Source organism: Streptomyces sp. NPDC091972 (assembly GCF_044756385.1).
Taxonomy (GTDB): Bacteria; Actinomycetota; Actinomycetes; order Streptomycetales; family Streptomycetaceae; genus Streptomyces.
This window is the reverse complement of record NZ_JBIVSV010000006.1, coordinates 256,558-272,959: the sequence shown is the minus strand read 5'-3', so window position 1 is coordinate 272,959 and position 16,402 is coordinate 256,558. Positions and strand designations below refer to the sequence as shown.

Below are 16,402 nucleotides of genomic sequence, written 5' to 3'. Positions count from 1 at the left end.
AGGCACCCCCATGTCCGAATCCCCCGTGCACGCACCGGTCGGACGGCGCACCTTCGTCCTCGGTACCGCGGCCGCCGCGGGCACCGCCGCCCTCGCCGGGCCGCTCGCCCGACGCGCGTCCGCCGCGGGCTTCGGCTGGTGGGACGACGGCTCGAACTACGTCGTCGACACCGGAGCGAACCTCGTCTTCAAGGTCAGCAAGTCCAACGGCGACCTGACCTCCCTGGTCTACAAGGGCACCGAATACCAGGGCTACGGCGGCAAGAACTCGCACATCGAGTCCGGCCTCGGCGCCTCGACCGTCACGATCAAGCAGTCCGGCTCGACGATCCTGATCTCGGTCGCGTACGGCACGCTGCGGCACTACTACGCGGCCCGCAGCGGCGAGAACAACGTCTACCTGTGGACCAACCGGGCCGACACCTCGGTCGCCTCCACCCGCTTCATCCTGCGCGTCAGGGCCGGCCTCTTCCTCAACGACCAGCCGGATTCCTACACTTACGCGCCGACCGCCATCGAGGCCTCGGACGTCTTCGCAAGCCGGACGGCCAGACCCGCTCCAAGCACTACTCCAAGCTGCGGGTCATGGACTACGACTACATCGGCTGGAGCGCGAACGGCGTCGGCCTGTGGATCGTGCGGAGCAATCACGAGAAGGCGTCCGGCGGCCCCTTCTACCGCTCCCTGCTGCGTCACCAGAGCGCCGACGGCGGCGGCCTGTACGAGATCCTGCACTACGCCCAGAACCAGACCGAGGACGAGCGCTTCGGCCTCCAGGGCCCCTACGTCATCGCCCTCACGGACGGCGGCGCGCCCTCCTCGTCCCTCTTCCCGGGCACCCTCACCACCTCCTGGGCGGACTCGCTCGGCATCTCCGGCCACGTCGCCCAGGGCGGCCGGGGCCGGGTCGCGGGCGTGGGCATCACGGGCCGGAACACCGCGTACCCGTACACCGTCGGCCTCGCCAACCCGGCGGCCCAGTACTGGGGTCCGGCCCGCTCCTCGGACGGCAACTTCTCCATCGGCGGAGTCCTGCCGGGGACGTACACGCTGACCGTCTTCAAGAGCGAACTCGCCGTGTACACCACCTCGGTGACGGTGACCGCCGGCGGCACGACCACCCTGAACACGATCGCGATCCCGTCCTCGAACGACCCGAGCAACGCGGGCGCGATCTGGCGGATCAACGACTGGACGGGCACCCCGAGCGGCTTCAAGAACGCCGACCTGATGACGTACGCCCACCCCTCCGACGTCCGCGCCGCCTCCTGGACCGGCAACGTGGTGATCGACAGCGGCACCGAGACCTCCGCCTTCCCCTGCTACCTCTGGAAGGACGTCAACAGCGGTCTGCTGGTGTACTTCAGGCTGACCGCCGCGCAGGCCGCCGCAGCCCACACCCTGCGGATCGGGGTGACGACGGCCTACGCCAACGGACGGCCGCAGGTCGTCGTCAACGACACCTGGACGTCGGCGATCCCCTCCCCGCCCACCCAGCCGAGCACCCGGTCCCTGACCAACGGGTCCTACCGGGGCAACAACCACACGTTCAGCTACAGCGTTCCGGCCGGTGCCTGGCGCACGGACACCGGCCAGTACAACACGCTGAAGATCGACATCGTGAGCGGTTCGGGGTCGACGTCCTATCTCAGCGCGGGCACGTCGATCGACGCGATCGACCTGCTGGCCTGACGTCAGGTCCCGCGCGTCCACTGCTGGTTGGTCGCCCCGTTGCACGCGTACGTGATGATCGCGGCGGAGTTGGCGGTGGACGCGCCGTTCACGTCCAGGCACTCACCGCTGGTGCGGGCCTTGACGGTCACGTACGAGCCCGAGGCGGCCAGGGCCCACTGCTGGGTGGTGGCGGTCGAGGAGCAGTTCTCCTGGGTCACCGAGGAGGCGTTCTCCTGGAGGCACAGCGAGCTGCCGCGGCCGACGAGCTGGTAGTAGCCGGTGCCGAGGTCCTTGAACCACCACTTCTGGTTGCCGCCGCCGTTGCAGGTGTACTGGCTGATCGCGACGCCCTGCCACAGCGACTGGTCGGGCACGTCCGCGCACTTGCCGCTGTTGCGCGCGACCAGTGTGTTGTACGTGGCGGCGGTGCCGGTGACCGTCCCGGCCGTCGCGTCGACGGTGACCTCGGGGTACCAGGACATGGACATCGTGGTGGAGCTCGGGAAGGTCAGCGGCAGCCACACGTACCGCGAGTCGTTGACGGTGCCGCCGAAGGAGTTGCCCCAGCGGTCGCCCATGTAGAGGTACGAGGTGCCCGAGGTGCCCTGCACCGGAAGGACGTAGGCGGTCTGCGAGTTGTAGGTCGTGGAGTCGCCGACGTTCGCCATCGGGGTCCACGGGCCGGCGAGGGAGGTCGCGGTGGCGTACTGCTGTTGGTTGGCGCTCCAGCCGGTCGCGCCCGAGGTCAGCATGAAGTAGACGCCGCCCCGCTTGAACAGGGCCGGAGCCTCGCGGTGGCCGCCCGGCCAGGGGTTGGCGACGAGGCTCGCGATGCCGGTGTAGTCGGCGGTGAGCCGGTAGATGTGCAGGTCGTAGTTCTCGTTGGCGGCCGAGACCATGTAGCCGGTGCCGTCGGTGTCGACGAACGTGGTGATGTCCCGGGACATGTACTGGCCGAGCGGACGGAAGCTGCCCCGGTAGGCGTAGTTCCCGTCGACGGTGTCGGACACGGCGACGGCAGCGCGGGCCTCGCTGTAGTCGGTGCCGTTCTCCTTGTGCATCCACATCACGAACTTGCCGGTGCTTGCGTTGTAGACGACCTTGGGCCGCTCTATGTACGCCTTGGACAGCTCGGAGGCGGAGGACTGGGTCAGGACGTGGTTCCTGAACTCCCAGTTCTTCAGGTCGGTGGAGCGGTAGGCGTCCACGTACCGGAAGGTGTTGTCGGCGTTGCGGTCCTCGCCGAACCAGTAGTAGTAGGAGCCGACCTTGACGACCCCGCCGCCGTGGGCGTGCAGGGCGCCTCCCGAAGTGTCCGTGAACTGGACGCCGTTGGGGATCGTCAGCGGGGCGGCCTGGGCCGGTCCGGCGGTCACCAGGGCGCCGGCCAGGGCCAGGCAGAGGGCGATCAGTACCGCGTACGCACGTCTCATGACGCAACCTCCGAGTCGATGGCGGTGTCCGCCACCGGTATGCCGAAGTCCGGGGTGCCGTCCGCGTGCCAGCCGAGCTTCTGGACGCGGGTGTGGCGGTTGGGGTCGTTCAGCGGGTCGCCGACGATCTCCTCGTACGGGCGGGCGTGGTAGACGAGGACGTCACTGCGGCCGTCCTCGGCGACCGTGAAGCAGTTGTGGCCGGGGCCGTACTGCCCGGTGGTGTCGTTGCTGGTGAACACGGGGGTGGGCGACTTGGACCAGCTCGCCGGGTTCATCAGGTCGGCGTCCGCGTCGGCCGTGAGCAGACCCATGCAGTAGTGCCGGTCGGTGGCACTGGCCGAGTAGGACATGAACAGGCGGCCGTTGCGGGCGATGACCGAGGGGCCTTCGTTGACCTTGTAGCCGACGCACTCCCAGTCGTACTCCGGAGTGGAGAGCCGGATCTGGGGCCCCGTCAGGGTCCAGGGGTTCACCATCCGGGACAGGAAGAGACCGGTGTTGTTGTCCAGGCCGGGCTCGTGCTGGGCCCAGGCGAGATAGCGGGTGCCGCGGTGGGTGAAGGTGGTGGCGTCCAGGGAGAAGGTCTCCCAGGCCGTCCTGATCCGGCCCTTCTCCTCCCAAGTGCCCTTGAAGGGACTGGGGTTGGCGTTCTCCAGGACCCAGATGCGGATGTCCCACACGCTCTCGGCGGGCGCGGAGGCGAAGTAGACGTACCACTTGCCGCCGATGCGGTGGAGCTCCGGCGCCCAGATGTGGGCGCCCATGACGCCGGTCGGGTGCTTGCTCCAGATCACGGACTCGTCCGCGGTCGCGAGGCCGCTGATGGTGCGGGAGCGGCGCAGGACGATGCGGTCGTACTCGGGGACGGTGGCCGTGAAGTAGTAGTGGCCGTCGGTGTGGCGGTGGATGTGCGGGTCGGCGCGGTTGCGGACGAGCGGGTTCACGAAGGGTGCGGCCTTCTTCGGGCGCGGGGCGGCTTCGGCGGCGGTGGGGGTCGCGGCCAGGGCGCCCGCGGCCAGGGCACCCTTCAGCAGAAGTCGCCGGTGGGGGACGTCGGGGGCGCGGCTCATGCGGACTGCCTCTCGGGTGGGGGTGTCCTGAGAGCGATGTTCGATATTGAGAACATCTGTTGTTATTGCGAACAGCCGAAAGGTACGGCTGGGGAACCATGCGGTCAACGGGTTGGACGCGACCAGCAGAAGGCGCTTTCTGTATCGGTTCTGTGGGGACACCGCGTCTGCGCCCCGGGCCCGGTGCTCCGGACGGACCGCGCCGGTGGTCGGACATGCCTCGGCGGGCGGTGGTCCCGTAGTCCGGGCCCGGTGTTCGCGGACCGGACAGCCGGGGTCGTCCGGCGGGCCTTCGGTTAGCGTCGAGGCATGACCAGCGACACCCCGGAACTCCCCGGCACCCCCGCCCGCCCCTTCACCGAGGCCCTCGCGGCCGGCCCGGTCGTGCTCGACGGCGGCATGTCCAACCAGCTGGAGTCCGCCGGGCACGATCTGAGCGACGAACTGTGGTCGGCGCGGCTGCTCGCGGAGCGGCCCGAGGCGATCACCGAGGCGCATCTCGCCTACTACGAGGCGGGCGCGGACGTGGCGATCACGTCCAGCTACCAGGCCACCTTCGAGGGGTTCGCCAAGCGCGGGATCGGGCGCGAGCGGGCCGCCGAACTCCTCGGCCTGAGCGTCGGGTTGGCCCGGGAGGCGACCCGGCAGGCGTCGGCGAAGGTGATCCGGCGACCGCTGTACGTCGCCGCCTCGGTGGGGCCGTACGGCGCGATGCTCGCGGACGGCTCGGAGTACCGGGGGCGTTACGGGCTGAGCGTGGCCGAGCTGGAGGCGTTCCACCGGCCCCGGCTGGAGGTGCTGGCGGCGGCCGGGCCGGACGTCCTGGCGCTGGAGACGGTCCCGGACGCCGACGAGGCCGAGGCGCTGCTCCGGTCGGTCCGCGGTCTCGGTGTACCCGCCTGGCTCTCCTACTCCGTCGCGGGCGACCGCACGCGCGCGGGGCAGCCGCTCGCGGAGGCGTTCGCCCTCGCCGCCGAGGTGGACGAGGTCGTCGCGGTCGGCGTCAACTGCTGTGTCCCCGAGGACGTGGACCGGGCGATCGAGACCGCCGCGCGGGTCACCGGCAAGCCGGTCGTGGTCTACCCCAACAGCGGCGAGACCTGGAACGCGGGGGCGCGCCGCTGGGAAGGGCGGTCCTCGTTCACCTCGGACGAGGTCATGGGGTGGAGGCGGTCGGGCGCACGGCTGATCGGGGGATGCTGCCGGGTGGGCCCTGACGCGATCTCGGGGATTGCGGGAGCGCTGCGTTAGCGGGAGCGGTGCGTCAGGGGGAGTGACGCGTCAGCGGGAGTGCTGCGTCGGAGGGTGCGGTGCCTGGGGCGGTGCGGTGTCTCCGGGCGGTGCGGTGCGCCTTGCGCCCAGGGGCTGTTGGCACGCGCCGGCCGCGTTCGTCGTGGATGCTCGCGCGGTTCCCCGCGTGCCGTCGCCCGTGGTCCCCTCACTCCCCTCCCCGCTCTCCAGGAGGATGCCGCGCCACCGATGATCCGCGGGGCGGCCGATCCGCCACTGCCCGCTGCGACAAGTTCCCCTCGGACTGATCGAGTGGAGGGATCGGGGGTACACGGCCCCGCATGGCACCGAAGAACGATCACTCCAAGGTCCTGCGGGCGGTACGGCAGATGCGCCGCATCCGAGCCTTCTACACGCTGGGTGCTCTTCTCTGGGCGGCGACCGCCGCATGGGGAGGCTGGCAGAACCCCGGCAGTCGGCAGATGTGGGTGCCTGTACTCCTGTTGGCCGTCTTCGCCGGTCTGCTGTCCGTGACGACCCTGTGGCTGCGGCAGCACCGGTCCGAGGGCGCCGGCCGGCCCGCCCACCACGCGGCCCCACGGAGGCCGGCCTTCCGTCGCCACGCGAGCGCCTGACCGGCTGGCCTGCGGGCCTGCGGACGTGCGGGCCTGCGGGCCTGCGGGCCTGCGGACCGTGGCTCACGGATCCGCGGCGGCCGCTCGGCCGGACACGAAGCCGTCGACGCCGGGGCCGACGCAGTCGCCTACGCACGGCGCGGGCGCGAGGCGCCCACGCACGGCGACGACTCCTCCGGCCGGAGCGTGCCGCTTGGGGACGCCTCCGGATGACGCCTCCGGATAACACCTCCCGAGGACGTCCTTCGAGCACATCTCCCGGGGCCTCCTCCTGCGCCCTCCCAACTCCCCCAGGCGCACCGTGCGGCACCGGAGGTTCGACGGCCCCGACACCCGTGGGAGCGACGCCCGATGAGGGACCGTCCAGGGGGTAGTCGCTTGCCATGACTGTCTACGGATTACACGCCTCGCACGAGCAGATTCCGCCCGCGGATCTGCTCGACGCCGTGGTGCGCGCGGAGCAGGCGGGCTTCACCGCCGCCATGTGCTCGGACCACTTCTCGCCGTGGAGCGTGCGTCAGGGGGAGTCCGGCTTCGCCTGGTCATGGCTGGGCGCGGCTCTCCAGGCCACCGACCAGGTGCCGTTCGGTGTGGTGAACGCGCCCGGCCAGCGCTACCACCCGGCCGTCGTCGCCCAGGCGATCGCCACCCTCGCGTCCATGAACCCCGGCCGGTTCTGGACCGCGCTCGGCACCGGAGAGGCCTCCAACGAACACATCACCGGCGCGGGCTGGCCCCGCAAGGACATCCGCTCCGCGCGCCTGCGGGAGTGCGTCGACGTCATCCGGGCGCTGCTGCGGGGCGAGGAGGTCAGCCACGACGGGCTGGTGACCGTGGACCGGGCCCGGCTGTGGACGCTGCCGCCCGAGGAACCGCCGCTGGTGGGAGCCGCGTGCAGCACGGCCACCGCGGCCTGGTGCGCCGAGTGGGCGGACGGACTGATCACGGTCAACGCCCCGCGCGAACGCCTGCGCGAGATCATCGGCGCGTACCGTGACGCGGGCGGCCGTGGCCCCCTCCACCTCCAGGTGCACCTGAGCTGGGCGCCCGACGAGGCCGAGGCGCTCGCCCTCGCGCACGACCAGTGGCGGACCAACGTGCACTCGCCGCCGGTCAGTTGGGACCTCGACTCCGCGGAACTGTTCGACGTCGTCAGCGAGCACGTCACCCCGGAGGCGGTGGCGCGCACGGTGGACGTCTCCGCCGACCTCGGCCGGCACGCCGCCCGGCTCCAGGAGTACGCCGACCTGGGGTTCGACGCGGTGATGCTGCACCACGTGGGCCGTGAACAGACCGCGTTCATCGACGCGTTCGGCGCCGAGGTGCTGCCGCGGCTCGACGTGACCCGCCCGGTCCCCGCCACGGCCAAGGAGTACCGATGCGTCTGACCCGCACGTCCGACCTGTGGTGGAAGAACGCGGTGGTGTACTGCCTGGACGTCGAGACGTACCAGGACGGCAACGGCGACGGCATCGGAGACTTCGCGGGGCTCACCCAGCGCGTCGACCACCTGGTGCGCCTCGGTGTGACCTGCGTGTGGCTGATGCCCTTCTATCCCACGCGGGAGCGCGACGACGGCTACGACATCACGGACTTCTACGGCGTGGACCCGCGCCTGGGCACCCTCGGCGACTTCGCCGAGTTCGTCCGCACCGCGCGCGACCGCGGCATCCGTGTGATCGCCGATCTCGTCGTCAACCACACCTCCGAGGACCACCCCTGGTTCCGGGACGCCCGCTCCGCCCGGGACTCCGCCCACCGCGACTGGTACGTCTGGGCGGACGAGCCGCCAAAGGACGGCCCCCAGGGCGTGGTCTTCCCCGACGCGGAGGACAGCCTGTGGGAGTACGACGAGGGCAGCGGCCAGTACTACCTGCACCGCTTCTACAAGCAGCAGCCCGACCTCAACGTCGCCCACCCCGAGGTCCGTGACGAGATAGCCCGCATCATGGGTTTCTGGACCCAGCTCGGCCTGTCCGGCTTCCGGGTCGACGCCGTGCCCTTCCTGCTGGAGACCGACGGACAGAGCGACGCGGGGGAACTGCCCGACCCGCACGAGTACCTCGCCGATCTGCGTGCCTTCCTCGGCCGCCGCAACGGCGAGTCGGTCCTGCTCGGCGAGGTCAACCTGCCCTACGAGGGCACCGCCCGCTTCTTCGGCGACCCCTCCTCGGACCGCGGCGACGAACTCACCATGTGCTTCGACTTCGTCGCGATGCAGCAGATGTACCTGTCGATGGCACGCCACGACGCCAGGCCGCTGGCCGCCGCACTGCGCGACCGCCCCGCGGCGCCGCGCGACGCCCACTGGGCCGTGTTCGTGCGCAACCACGACGAACTCACCCTCGACAAGCTCAGCGACGCCGAACGGGCCGAGGTGTTCGCGTCCTTCGGCCCGGAGAAGGACATGCAGCTCTACGACCGGGGGCTGCGCCGCAGGCTCCCGCCCATGGTCGACGGCGACCGGCGCCGCGTCGAACTGGCCTACAGTCTGCTGTTCACCCTGCCGGGCACCCCCGTGCTCTTCTACGGCGAGGAGATCGGCATGGGCGAGAACCTCGCGGCGGAGGGACGCCAGGCGGTACGCACCCCGATGCAGTGGACCCCTGAGAAGGGCGCCGGGTTCTCCACCGCCGAGCCGGCCGCCTACCCCAACCCGCTGGTGGAGGGCGCGTTCGGTCCGCGGAACATCAACGTGTACGAGCAGAGCCGCGACCCCGCGTCCCTGCTGAGCCGCATGCGTCTGTTCATCGAACGCTACCGGGAGTCCCCCGAACTGGCCTGGGGCGACTACCGCTTGCTCACGACGGGGGAGGACGCCGTGCTGGCGCACGTCTGCCGCGCCGGCAACGGCACCGTGCTGGCCGTGCACAACTTCGCGGACCGGCCGCACACCGTGCGGCTGGAACTGGCCGAGGCCGGACCCGGCGAACGGCTGACGGACCTGCTCGACGAGCGGCACACCGGTCTCAGGGCGGGCGAGGACGGCATGTTCCACGTCGAGCTGCCTCCGTACGGCTACCGCTGGCTCCGCGTCGGCACCTCAGCGGACGACCCCGAAAGCATCGCGTCCGCCTGACCGGCCCATGAGCGGTGCCCGGGGCAGCTCTGCGACCGCCATGCGGGCCGCCTCGCGGTACGCCCCGCGCTCGGGCGTACCGCGGAGGACCCGGGCGTGGCCTGCGAGGCCGCCGTCAGTGCCGCCGCGCGAGCCCCGAGCGCCGCAGCCGTCGTACGACCGACCGCAGCTCGGCGGTCCGCGCGGGCCAGCCCTCCACCGGTTCCGACACGGGGGCCGTCTCCTCGGTGGTCGGGTCCGCCGTCCAGACCGCGAAATCGGCGTCCCGAGGGCCGGACGCGAGATGGGGTTCGCCCTTGCCGAAGATCTGCACGGGGTGGCCGGCGTCCCAGGGCCGCCAGCCGGGGTCGCCGTCGGCGGCGAAGCGCACCCAGGCCCCGTGCATGGCGTCCGCGAGCTCGGTGGGGGCGCCCTCTCCCGCGAGTTTGGCGGACTCGGGGGTGTTCCCGGTGTCGAAGACGAAGCCCAGCTCCAGGGCGTGGCAGGCACCGAGCTGCGGCAGGTTCGAGGGCCAGGCGAACTCGTACATGTACGACGAGCCGGGGCGGGCCTCGGCGAGGCGGTGCAGGGGGATGCGGAGCAGGTGGTCGGTGACCATCTGGCCCACGATCTCGGCGGTGCCGGCGCCGGGGTGCAGGGCGCGGTAGCCGCGGACCACCTCGGAGCCGCAGTGGCAGCGGGCCATGGCACCAGCGAGGGCGACCGGACCGAGCCGGTCCACGCGCTCCAGGAGTCCTCCGGGGACGAGCCAGAGGCGGTACTCCTCACTGGTCCAGCCCAGCATCAGGCCGACGTCCTTCGCGACGCCGGCGCCCGGGTCGGTGAGGGCCTCCAGGGGGTCGCGCGGCACGAGGTCGCCGTCGACCACGATCCCGAACGCGGGACCGCCGAGGACCGGGCTGCTGAGCCGGCCCACCTCGGCCTGGGTGCGCAGCAGCAGGTCACGGTCGACCTCCGCGAAGGCCGCGGCGGTGGCGGGGACCTTCAGCCGGGTGGCCATGCGGCGCACCATCCGCCGCACCTTGTCTCGGTCGCCCGCCTCGGGCGGACCGCTCTGCAGGACCGCCCGCCGGAACAGGCCCTGGGCCTGGGGCGCGGCCAGCAGGGCGCCGGCGCTGATCGCGCCGGCCGACTGCCCGGCCAGTGTGACGCGCCCCGGGTCGCCTCCGAAGGCCCCGATCGCCTGGTGCACCCACTGGAGCGCGGCGAGCTGGTCGCGCAGGCCGGGGTTGGCGGGGGCGTCCGGGAAGAGGCCGTACCCCTCGACGCCGAGCCGGTAGTTCACCGAGACGAACACGACGCCGTCCCGGGCGAAGGCGTGCCCGTCGTACACCGGCACCGCGGAGGATCCCCTGGTCAGGGCGCCGCCGTGCAGCCACACCAGGACCGGGAGGCGGGCTCCCGATCCCGGTTCGGGCGTCCAGACGTTCAGGTTGAGGCAGTCGTCGCCGGGCACGTAGGGGTCGGAGAGGTACTGCGCGAAGGCGTCGGTGTACGGCGGTTTCGGTGCCGTCGGCCCGAAGTCGACCGTGTCGCGCACTCCGTCCCAGGGCTCGGGCGGCTCCGGCGGCCGGAAGCGGCGGGGGCCGAAGGGCGGGGCCGCGTAGGGGATGCCCCGGAACACCGCGACCTGGTTCTCGTACCGGCCGCGTACCGCTCCGTACGGCGTGCTGACCACGGGATCCGCCTGGACTGCTGTCATCCGCCGGCCTCCTCACCGCGCTGATGCACCGTGAACAACAGAGCACCACATCCCGGCTCGGTATTCCGGTGCGGAGGGCGGCTCGGCCGCCACTTGGCGTACATCAGGGTGCCGGAGCCGGGCCGGCCGAGGCTTCGCCGGTGGTGCCGTGACCGCCGCCGCCGCTCCCGGGGGGCGGCGCGGCCGGCGTCCGTCGGTGCCCCCGCCGCGGCCGGACTCCTGCCACTGGCCGGCGCGCGACCGGCGGGTCGGTGCACGGGTACGGCACCGCCTGGGCGAGAGAGCCGGGACCCGCGGGACTTCAAGCGGGAAAGCGCCTTCATGTGCGGGGCCACGATGGGGCGGAGTGGCTCGATTCCGGTGGGCCGGCCCGGTCGGCGCATGCCCGCCCGCGGGGCCGGAGCCGGACTTCACCCGGCTCTCCGACGCCCACGGCTTCGGACTCCGGTTCGGCAGCGGGATGGCCTAAACCACCTCATGGGACTGGTCGTTGCGGCCTGCGGGGCCGGCTTCGGCGGGCCCGTCCGAGCTGTGGGCAGCGTTCGGAGTTTCGAAAGTCCTGCGGACCTGAAGACCGGCGAAGCCCGACCTCTTCCCGACTTCAACGGGCGAACCTAGGGTAGGAAGCGCTTACTGTTTCCGCGCTGGTCGAAACTTTCATGGCCCTCGGGCGGGCCGGAGAGGTGGTTCCCGATGGTCCGCACGGGGAGTGCGAGCGTGGCGGCCGGTCCCACGCTGGCGGTCGTGGCCCGGGAGGCGGGCGTGTCGGTGCCGACCGCCTCCAAGGTGGTCAACGGCCGTGAGGACGTGGCCCCCGAGACCCGTCGCCGGGTCACCGAGGCACTGGACCGGCTGGGCTACGTCCGCAGACCGAGGTTCGACGCGGCGAAGTCCTCGGGGCTGGTCGACCTGGTCCTGAACTCCCTGGAGACGTCCTGGTCGGGGGCGGTGCTGCACGGCGTGGAGTCGGCCGCCCACGACGCGGGCCTGGAGGTGGTGGTCTCGGCGGGGCTCGCCCGGAACCGGGCGGGACGCCCGGAACGCGGCTGGATGGACAAGCTCACCGCACGCGGCTCCTCCGGCGTGCTGTTCGACCTGGCCGAGCTGACGTCGTCGCAGTACGGCTGGCTGGACCAGCACCGCATCCCGTACGTCCTGATCGATCCGGTCCTGGAGCCGCCGCCGGGCGTGGTCTCGGTGGGCGCGGCGAACTGGCAGGGCGGGGTGACGGCGACCGAGCACCTGCTCGCGTTGGGCCACGAGCGCATCGCGGTCGTGGCCGGGCACCAGCGCAGGATGTCGAGCAGCGCGCGCGTGGCGGGCTACCGTTCCGCGCTCGCCTCGGCGGGGACACGGCAGCGTCCCGAGTACGTGCGGCACGCCGGACACGACGAGGGCGCGGCCCGCCGGCGCATGCTGGAACTCCTCGATCTGGCCGAACCGCCCACCGCGGTCTTCGTCTGCTCCGACCACATGGCCCTCGGCGTGTACGAGGCCCTGGCGGAGCGGGGCCTGCGCGTCCCCGAGGACATCAGCGTCGTGGGTTTCGACGACCTTCCCGAGGCCCGCTGGACCACTCCGGCCCTCACCACGGTCCGTCAGCCCCTGTCGGAGATGGCGGCGACGGCCCTGCGTCTGCTGGTCCGCATGATGGACGGCGACCGCCCGGAGAGCACCCGGACCGAACTGTCGACACGGCTGGTGGAGCGAGCGAGCACGGCCCCGCCGCGCGACTGACCCGGCGACCGCTGTAGAGGCCACCCACCGCCGGATCCGTTCAGCTTCGGTCATCGGTGGGCGGGGGGAACTGGCCGGGGCGGACGGGCGTCGAACGTTGCGGCGGGGAGGGGGGCCGCCGCCCGTGCCAGGGCGGCGGCGAGCACTTGGGGGACGACCATGACGCGCTGGCGGCCGCTGCCGGACTCGCTTCCGAGGGAGGCGCGGCATCTCGTCGAGCAACTGCGGCACCTCAAGGACCGCACCGGTCTGAGCCTGGCCGAACTCGCGCGGCGCACCGCGTACAGCAAGTCGTCCTGGCAGCGGTACCTCAGCGGCGCCAAGCAGCCGCCGCGGGGGGCGGTCCAGGCGCTGTGCAAGGTGGCGGGCGCGGACCAGGCGCGGCTGCTGGCGCTGTGGGACCTGGCCGACCCGGTCTGGCCGTACGGCCCGGTGGTGACGGAGGTGGCGGCGCCGGAGGTGGCGGTGGCGGTGCCTGCCGGGCTCGAGTACCGGCGGTGGCGTACGGCGGCACTGGTCGCGTTCGCGGTCATCGTGCTGCTGGTGGCGGGGGTGCTGTGGGCGTGGCCGTCGGGGAGCGGGTGACCGTGCGGCCGCCCGCTCCCCGGCCGGCCGGGGTCAGCCGCGCTGGTCGTAGTAGGCGATCCGCCAGGGTCCCCTGCCCTTGAGCTTGACCCGGTACTTGCCGCTGACCCGCTTGAAGTCGACGTCCCGCTTGTCGCCGTCGTAGCGGACCGAGCCGCCCGGGCCGGGGCCGTGGAGCCACTGCTGGGCGAACTCCCAGCTCTGGTCGGTGACCACGCCGTCGTTCTCCTGGAGACCGTAGCGCTCCTGCCACCACTGGGTGGCCGACTCGGTCTGCGGGCCGAACGAGCCGTCGATGTGGCCCTTGGCGAAGTTGTGCCAGTCCCCGTCCTCGTCCTGCCACTTGGCGCCGTCCGCGTACAGGACGGACTGCCACAGGGCCGTGGCGTTGCTGTCGGCGTAGTCGTCGACGCTCAGGTTCTCCTCGTCCTGCCAGTCGTCGCTGACGACGCCGTTGCCGTCGATGCCGTGGTACGAGGCCGCGTCGGCGGCCGGCGCCACGGCGAGGCCGAGCGTCCCGGCGCCCAGCAACGCGGCCGTCACCGTCGCGACGGCCCGCTTGCGCATGCTCATGGATGTCTCCCTTTCCGAACCGCCGTGGTTCCCCCCGTGGTTCCCCCTGGGGCGGCTCGCTTCGCTTGGCACGGCACAGCCTCACAGGGCTGAGGTGCGCACGGCGAGAGCCGCTCGCGTCCCCGGTCCGGCCGGGGACGGTCCGCCCCGTGTACGGCGGTGCGGTCCGGGAGCGCGGGCCGTGCGGGGACCTGCTGGGACGGGATGGGACGGGGTCAGCCGGTGCCGTGCGCCGGCCGTGCCGCCCAGGTGATCCCGCCCAGCAGGTGGGCCAGGAAGTCGGGGTCCGCCCACGCCTCGGCGGCGTGTCCGAGCGCGGTGTAGAAGACGCGGCCGGCGCCCTGCTCCCGGCACCACACCAGCGGGTGGTCGGCGCCCATGCCGCCGCCTTGGTACGACGACTCGTCGGCGCACGCCAGCACCCGTACCGATCCTCGGGGGTTGGTGCGGAAGTCGTACCACTCGTCGGTGAACTCCCAGACGGCGGGGAGGTGTCGGGTGGCCGGGTGGTCGCGGTCCTCGACGCGGATCCTGCCGGGCTGGTATGCGGGGTGCTTGTCGAAGCGGGCGCCCAGCAGTTCTCCGTAGTAGGGCCAGGTGTACTCGGTGCAGGCGGCCGCGTGCACCCCGACGAACCCGCCGCCCGACTCCACGTGGGCGGCGAGCCGTTCGCGCCCGGCAGGGGTGAGGATCTCGCCGCTGGTGGAGAGGAAGACGACGGCGGCGTACCGGTCGAGTGGCCGCTCCAGGGCGGCCGGGTCCTCGCTCGCGTCCACCTCGAAGCCGCCGAGGGCGCGGAGCGCGTCCACGGCGGCGGGGATGGAGTCGTGGCGGTAGTCGGCGGTGCGGGTGTGGACGAGGAGTCGGGGAGCCATGGATCAGAGCCTAGGAGGTGGGTCGCCGTACAGGTGTTCCACCGTGCGGTCCGCGCGCCGTAGCCTCGGCGCGGTGAACGCGATTCCCGCACGCCTCGACCATCTCGTCCTCGCGACGCCCGACCTGGCGGCGACGGTCGCCGACTTCACCCGGCGGACCGGTGTGGCGCCCGCCCCGGGCGGGGTGCACGTCGGTCTCGGCACCCGCAACCACCTGGTGTCGCTGGGCGGCACCGCCTATCTGGAGATCATCGGCCCGGACCCGGAGCAGCCGGAGCCGACGGGCCCGCGCCCCTTCGATGTCGACTCGCTCGCCGCCGCCCGCACGGTCACCTGGGCGATCAGTCCGCCCGACCTGGACGCGGCGGTGGCCACGGCCCGGGCCCGTGGTTACGACCCCGGGGAGATCCGCCCGATGAGCCGCCGCCGCCCCGACGGCACCCTGCTGGAGTGGCGCCTGACGGACGGCGCCACCCAGCACCCCTCCGGCCTGGTCCCCTTCCTCATCGACTGGGGCGCCTCCCCGCACCCCACGGCCTCGGGCCTGCCCACCACCGCCCTGCTGTCCCTGAGCGCGACCGCCCCGGCGCCCGAGGAGATCCGCCCCCTCCTCGCCGCCCTCGACGCCCGCCTCCCCCTCACCGAGGGCCCGGTGGGGCTGTCCTTCACGGTCGACACCCCGCGGGGACCGGTGACCTTCGGCTGACGTGTCCGATTCCTTCAAGACCGGGCGTCGAGGGCATGCCTACGGTGATGCCATGACTCCACGATTCGACGCCATCGGTCTGGTGGCCTCCGACATGGCCGCCTCCGTCGCCTTCTACCGGCGGCTCGGGTTCCCGTTCCCCGAGGGGGCCGAGTCGCAGCCGCACGCGGAGGCCGAACTACCGGGCGGTGTACGCCTGATGCTCGACACGGAGGAGACGGTCCGCTCCTTCCACCCCGGCTGGCGGGCCCCCTCCGGCGGCAGCCGCACCGCGCTCGCGCTGCGGTGCGCCGATCCGGCCGAGGTCGACGCGGTGTACGAGGAGCTGGTGGGCGAGGGGTTCCACGGTGAGCTCAAGCCGTGGAACGCCGTCTGGGGCCAGCGGTACGCGTCCCTGCACGACCCCGACGGCAACGGCGTCGACCTGTACGCCCCGCTAGCCGGCGAGTAGCCGCCCGAGCGGCAGGCCCGCCAACTCCCGTACGTCCCGGGCTAGATGGGCCTGGTCGGCGTACCCGCAGCGGGCCGCCGTCTCCGCGAACGGCACCCCGGCCCGGGCCAGCGCGAGGGCCCGCCGCAGCCGCAGGATGCGGGCCAGGGTCTTCGGCCCGTACCCGAACGCGGCCAGCGACCTGCGGTGCAACTGCCGTGCCCCGAGGCCGATCTCGTCGGCGGTCACGGCGACGGGGCGGCCCGCGTCGAGGGCGACGACGAGGGCCCGCAGGACGGGGTCGGGAGGGTTCGCGCGCTCCAGGGCGATGTCCTCGACGGCCTTGAGGGGGTCGGACGCCGCGGCGACCCGGCTCCGCAGTCGCCGTACCTCCGCGGCCGGCCACAGATCGGACAACTCCACCCGCCGGTCGCGCAGTTCATGGGCGGGCACCCCGAGGAAGGCGGGTGCGGCACCGGGGGCGAAGCGCAGGCCGACCCAGGTGCTGGGGGCGCCCCCGGGGACGTGGGCACGGGTGTCGGGCCCGGCCACGAGCAGCCGCCCCTCGTTCCACAGCAGGTCCATGCAGCCGTCGGGCAGCACGCGCCCGGAGCCGTCGCCGGTCCAGACGACGGCGCCTTCGAGTCTGGACGCCCTCTCCGCGTACACC

The 16,402-nt window shown here is 72.5% G+C and carries 14 protein-coding genes and 1 pseudogene; 9 read left to right on the top strand and 6 right to left on the bottom strand.

Annotation, left to right across the window (positions count from 1 at the left end; translation table 11 throughout):
• Positions 1 to 10 precede the first annotated feature (10 nt).
• A pseudogene (locus tag ACIQJT_RS20205) lies at positions 11 to 1,692 on the top strand (rhamnogalacturonan lyase B N-terminal domain-containing protein).
• A gap of 2 nt (positions 1,693 to 1,694) precedes the next feature.
• On the opposite strand, the gene ACIQJT_RS20200 reads toward ACIQJT_RS20205, so the two are convergent.
• Together ACIQJT_RS20200 and ACIQJT_RS20195 are read right to left on the bottom strand one after the other, a co-directional pair.
• Positions 1,695 to 3,107 carry an RICIN domain-containing protein gene (locus ACIQJT_RS20200; RefSeq protein ID WP_402645240.1) on the bottom strand — a complete coding sequence of 471 codons (1,413 nt, stop codon included), beginning with the start codon at positions 3,105 to 3,107 and terminating at the stop codon, positions 1,695 to 1,697.
• The gene (locus ACIQJT_RS20195) at positions 3,104 to 4,180 is read right to left on the bottom strand and encodes a family 43 glycosylhydrolase (RefSeq protein ID WP_402645238.1); all 1,077 of its coding nucleotides are present in this window, start codon (positions 4,178 to 4,180) and stop codon (positions 3,104 to 3,106) included. Before ACIQJT_RS20195 ends, ACIQJT_RS20200 begins: the two co-directional genes overlap by 4 nt.
• A gap of 309 nt (positions 4,181 to 4,489) precedes the next feature.
• On the opposite strand from ACIQJT_RS20195, the gene mmuM reads away from it, so the two are divergent.
• The 4 genes from mmuM (at position 4,490) to ACIQJT_RS20175 (ending at position 9,124) form a co-directional block, all read left to right on the top strand.
• Positions 4,490 to 5,431 (top strand): homocysteine S-methyltransferase, encoded by a 942-nt coding sequence (gene mmuM / locus ACIQJT_RS20190; RefSeq protein ID WP_402645235.1) that lies wholly within the window; start codon positions 4,490 to 4,492, stop codon positions 5,429 to 5,431.
• 320 nt (positions 5,432 to 5,751) lie between these two features.
• The gene (locus ACIQJT_RS20185; RefSeq protein WP_402645232.1) at positions 5,752 to 6,045 is read left to right on the top strand and encodes a hypothetical protein; all 294 of its coding nucleotides are present in this window, start codon (positions 5,752 to 5,754) and stop codon (positions 6,043 to 6,045) included.
• A gap of 383 nt (positions 6,046 to 6,428) precedes the next feature.
• Entirely contained in the window at positions 6,429 to 7,433 is a 1,005-nt protein-coding gene (locus ACIQJT_RS20180; protein WP_402645230.1) for a TIGR03885 family FMN-dependent LLM class oxidoreductase, read from the top strand.
• Positions 7,424 to 9,124 (top strand): alpha-amylase family protein, encoded by a 1,701-nt coding sequence (locus ACIQJT_RS20175; RefSeq protein ID WP_402645228.1) that lies wholly within the window; start codon positions 7,424 to 7,426, stop codon positions 9,122 to 9,124. Before ACIQJT_RS20180 ends, ACIQJT_RS20175 begins: the two co-directional genes overlap by 10 nt.
• A gap of 115 nt (positions 9,125 to 9,239) precedes the next feature.
• Here the strand turns inward: ACIQJT_RS20175 and ACIQJT_RS20170 are convergent, their stop codons facing one another.
• Complete coding sequence (locus ACIQJT_RS20170; protein WP_402645225.1) at positions 9,240 to 10,826, bottom strand: carboxylesterase/lipase family protein; 1,587 nt, start codon at positions 10,824 to 10,826, stop codon at positions 9,240 to 9,242.
• A 693-nt stretch (positions 10,827 to 11,519) separates the two neighbouring features.
• Between ACIQJT_RS20170 and ACIQJT_RS20165 the strand changes: the two genes are divergently transcribed.
• Positions 11,520 to 12,563: a LacI family DNA-binding transcriptional regulator gene (locus ACIQJT_RS20165; protein ID WP_402645222.1), complete on the top strand. Its 1,044-nt coding sequence runs from the start codon at positions 11,520 to 11,522 to the stop codon at positions 12,561 to 12,563.
• Positions 12,564 to 12,722: 159 nt separating this feature from the next.
• A complete protein-coding gene (locus tag ACIQJT_RS20160; RefSeq protein WP_365457147.1) occupies positions 12,723 to 13,148 on the top strand; it encodes a helix-turn-helix transcriptional regulator in 426 nt (141 codons plus the stop codon).
• A 33-nt stretch (positions 13,149 to 13,181) separates the two neighbouring features.
• Here ACIQJT_RS20160 and ACIQJT_RS20155 read toward each other — a convergent pair whose 3' ends face one another.
• The gene (locus tag ACIQJT_RS20155; RefSeq protein WP_402645218.1) at positions 13,182 to 13,721 is read right to left on the bottom strand and encodes a peptidoglycan-binding protein; all 540 of its coding nucleotides are present in this window, start codon (positions 13,719 to 13,721) and stop codon (positions 13,182 to 13,184) included.
• A gap of 215 nt (positions 13,722 to 13,936) precedes the next feature.
• A complete protein-coding gene (locus ACIQJT_RS20150) occupies positions 13,937 to 14,596 on the bottom strand; it encodes a ThuA domain-containing protein (RefSeq protein WP_402645215.1) in 660 nt (219 codons plus the stop codon).
• A gap of 73 nt (positions 14,597 to 14,669) precedes the next feature.
• Here ACIQJT_RS20150 and ACIQJT_RS20145 point away from each other — a divergent pair, with 73 nt between their 5' ends.
• Together ACIQJT_RS20145 and ACIQJT_RS20140 are read left to right on the top strand one after the other, a co-directional pair.
• Positions 14,670 to 15,302 carry a VOC family protein gene (locus tag ACIQJT_RS20145; RefSeq protein ID WP_365457138.1) on the top strand — a complete coding sequence of 211 codons (633 nt, stop codon included), beginning with the start codon at positions 14,670 to 14,672 and terminating at the stop codon, positions 15,300 to 15,302.
• Between the two features lie 52 nt (positions 15,303 to 15,354).
• Positions 15,355 to 15,753, top strand: coding sequence for a VOC family protein (locus ACIQJT_RS20140; RefSeq protein ID WP_365457135.1), 399 nt, complete (start codon positions 15,355 to 15,357; stop codon positions 15,751 to 15,753).
• Here the strand turns inward: ACIQJT_RS20140 and ACIQJT_RS20135 are convergent.
• On the bottom strand, positions 15,739 to 16,401 hold the full coding sequence (locus ACIQJT_RS20135; protein ID WP_402645211.1) for a helix-turn-helix domain-containing protein: 663 nt from the start codon (positions 16,399 to 16,401) through the stop codon (positions 15,739 to 15,741). The genes ACIQJT_RS20140 and ACIQJT_RS20135 overlap by 15 nt on opposite strands.
• Position 16,402: the final 1 nt, after the last annotated feature.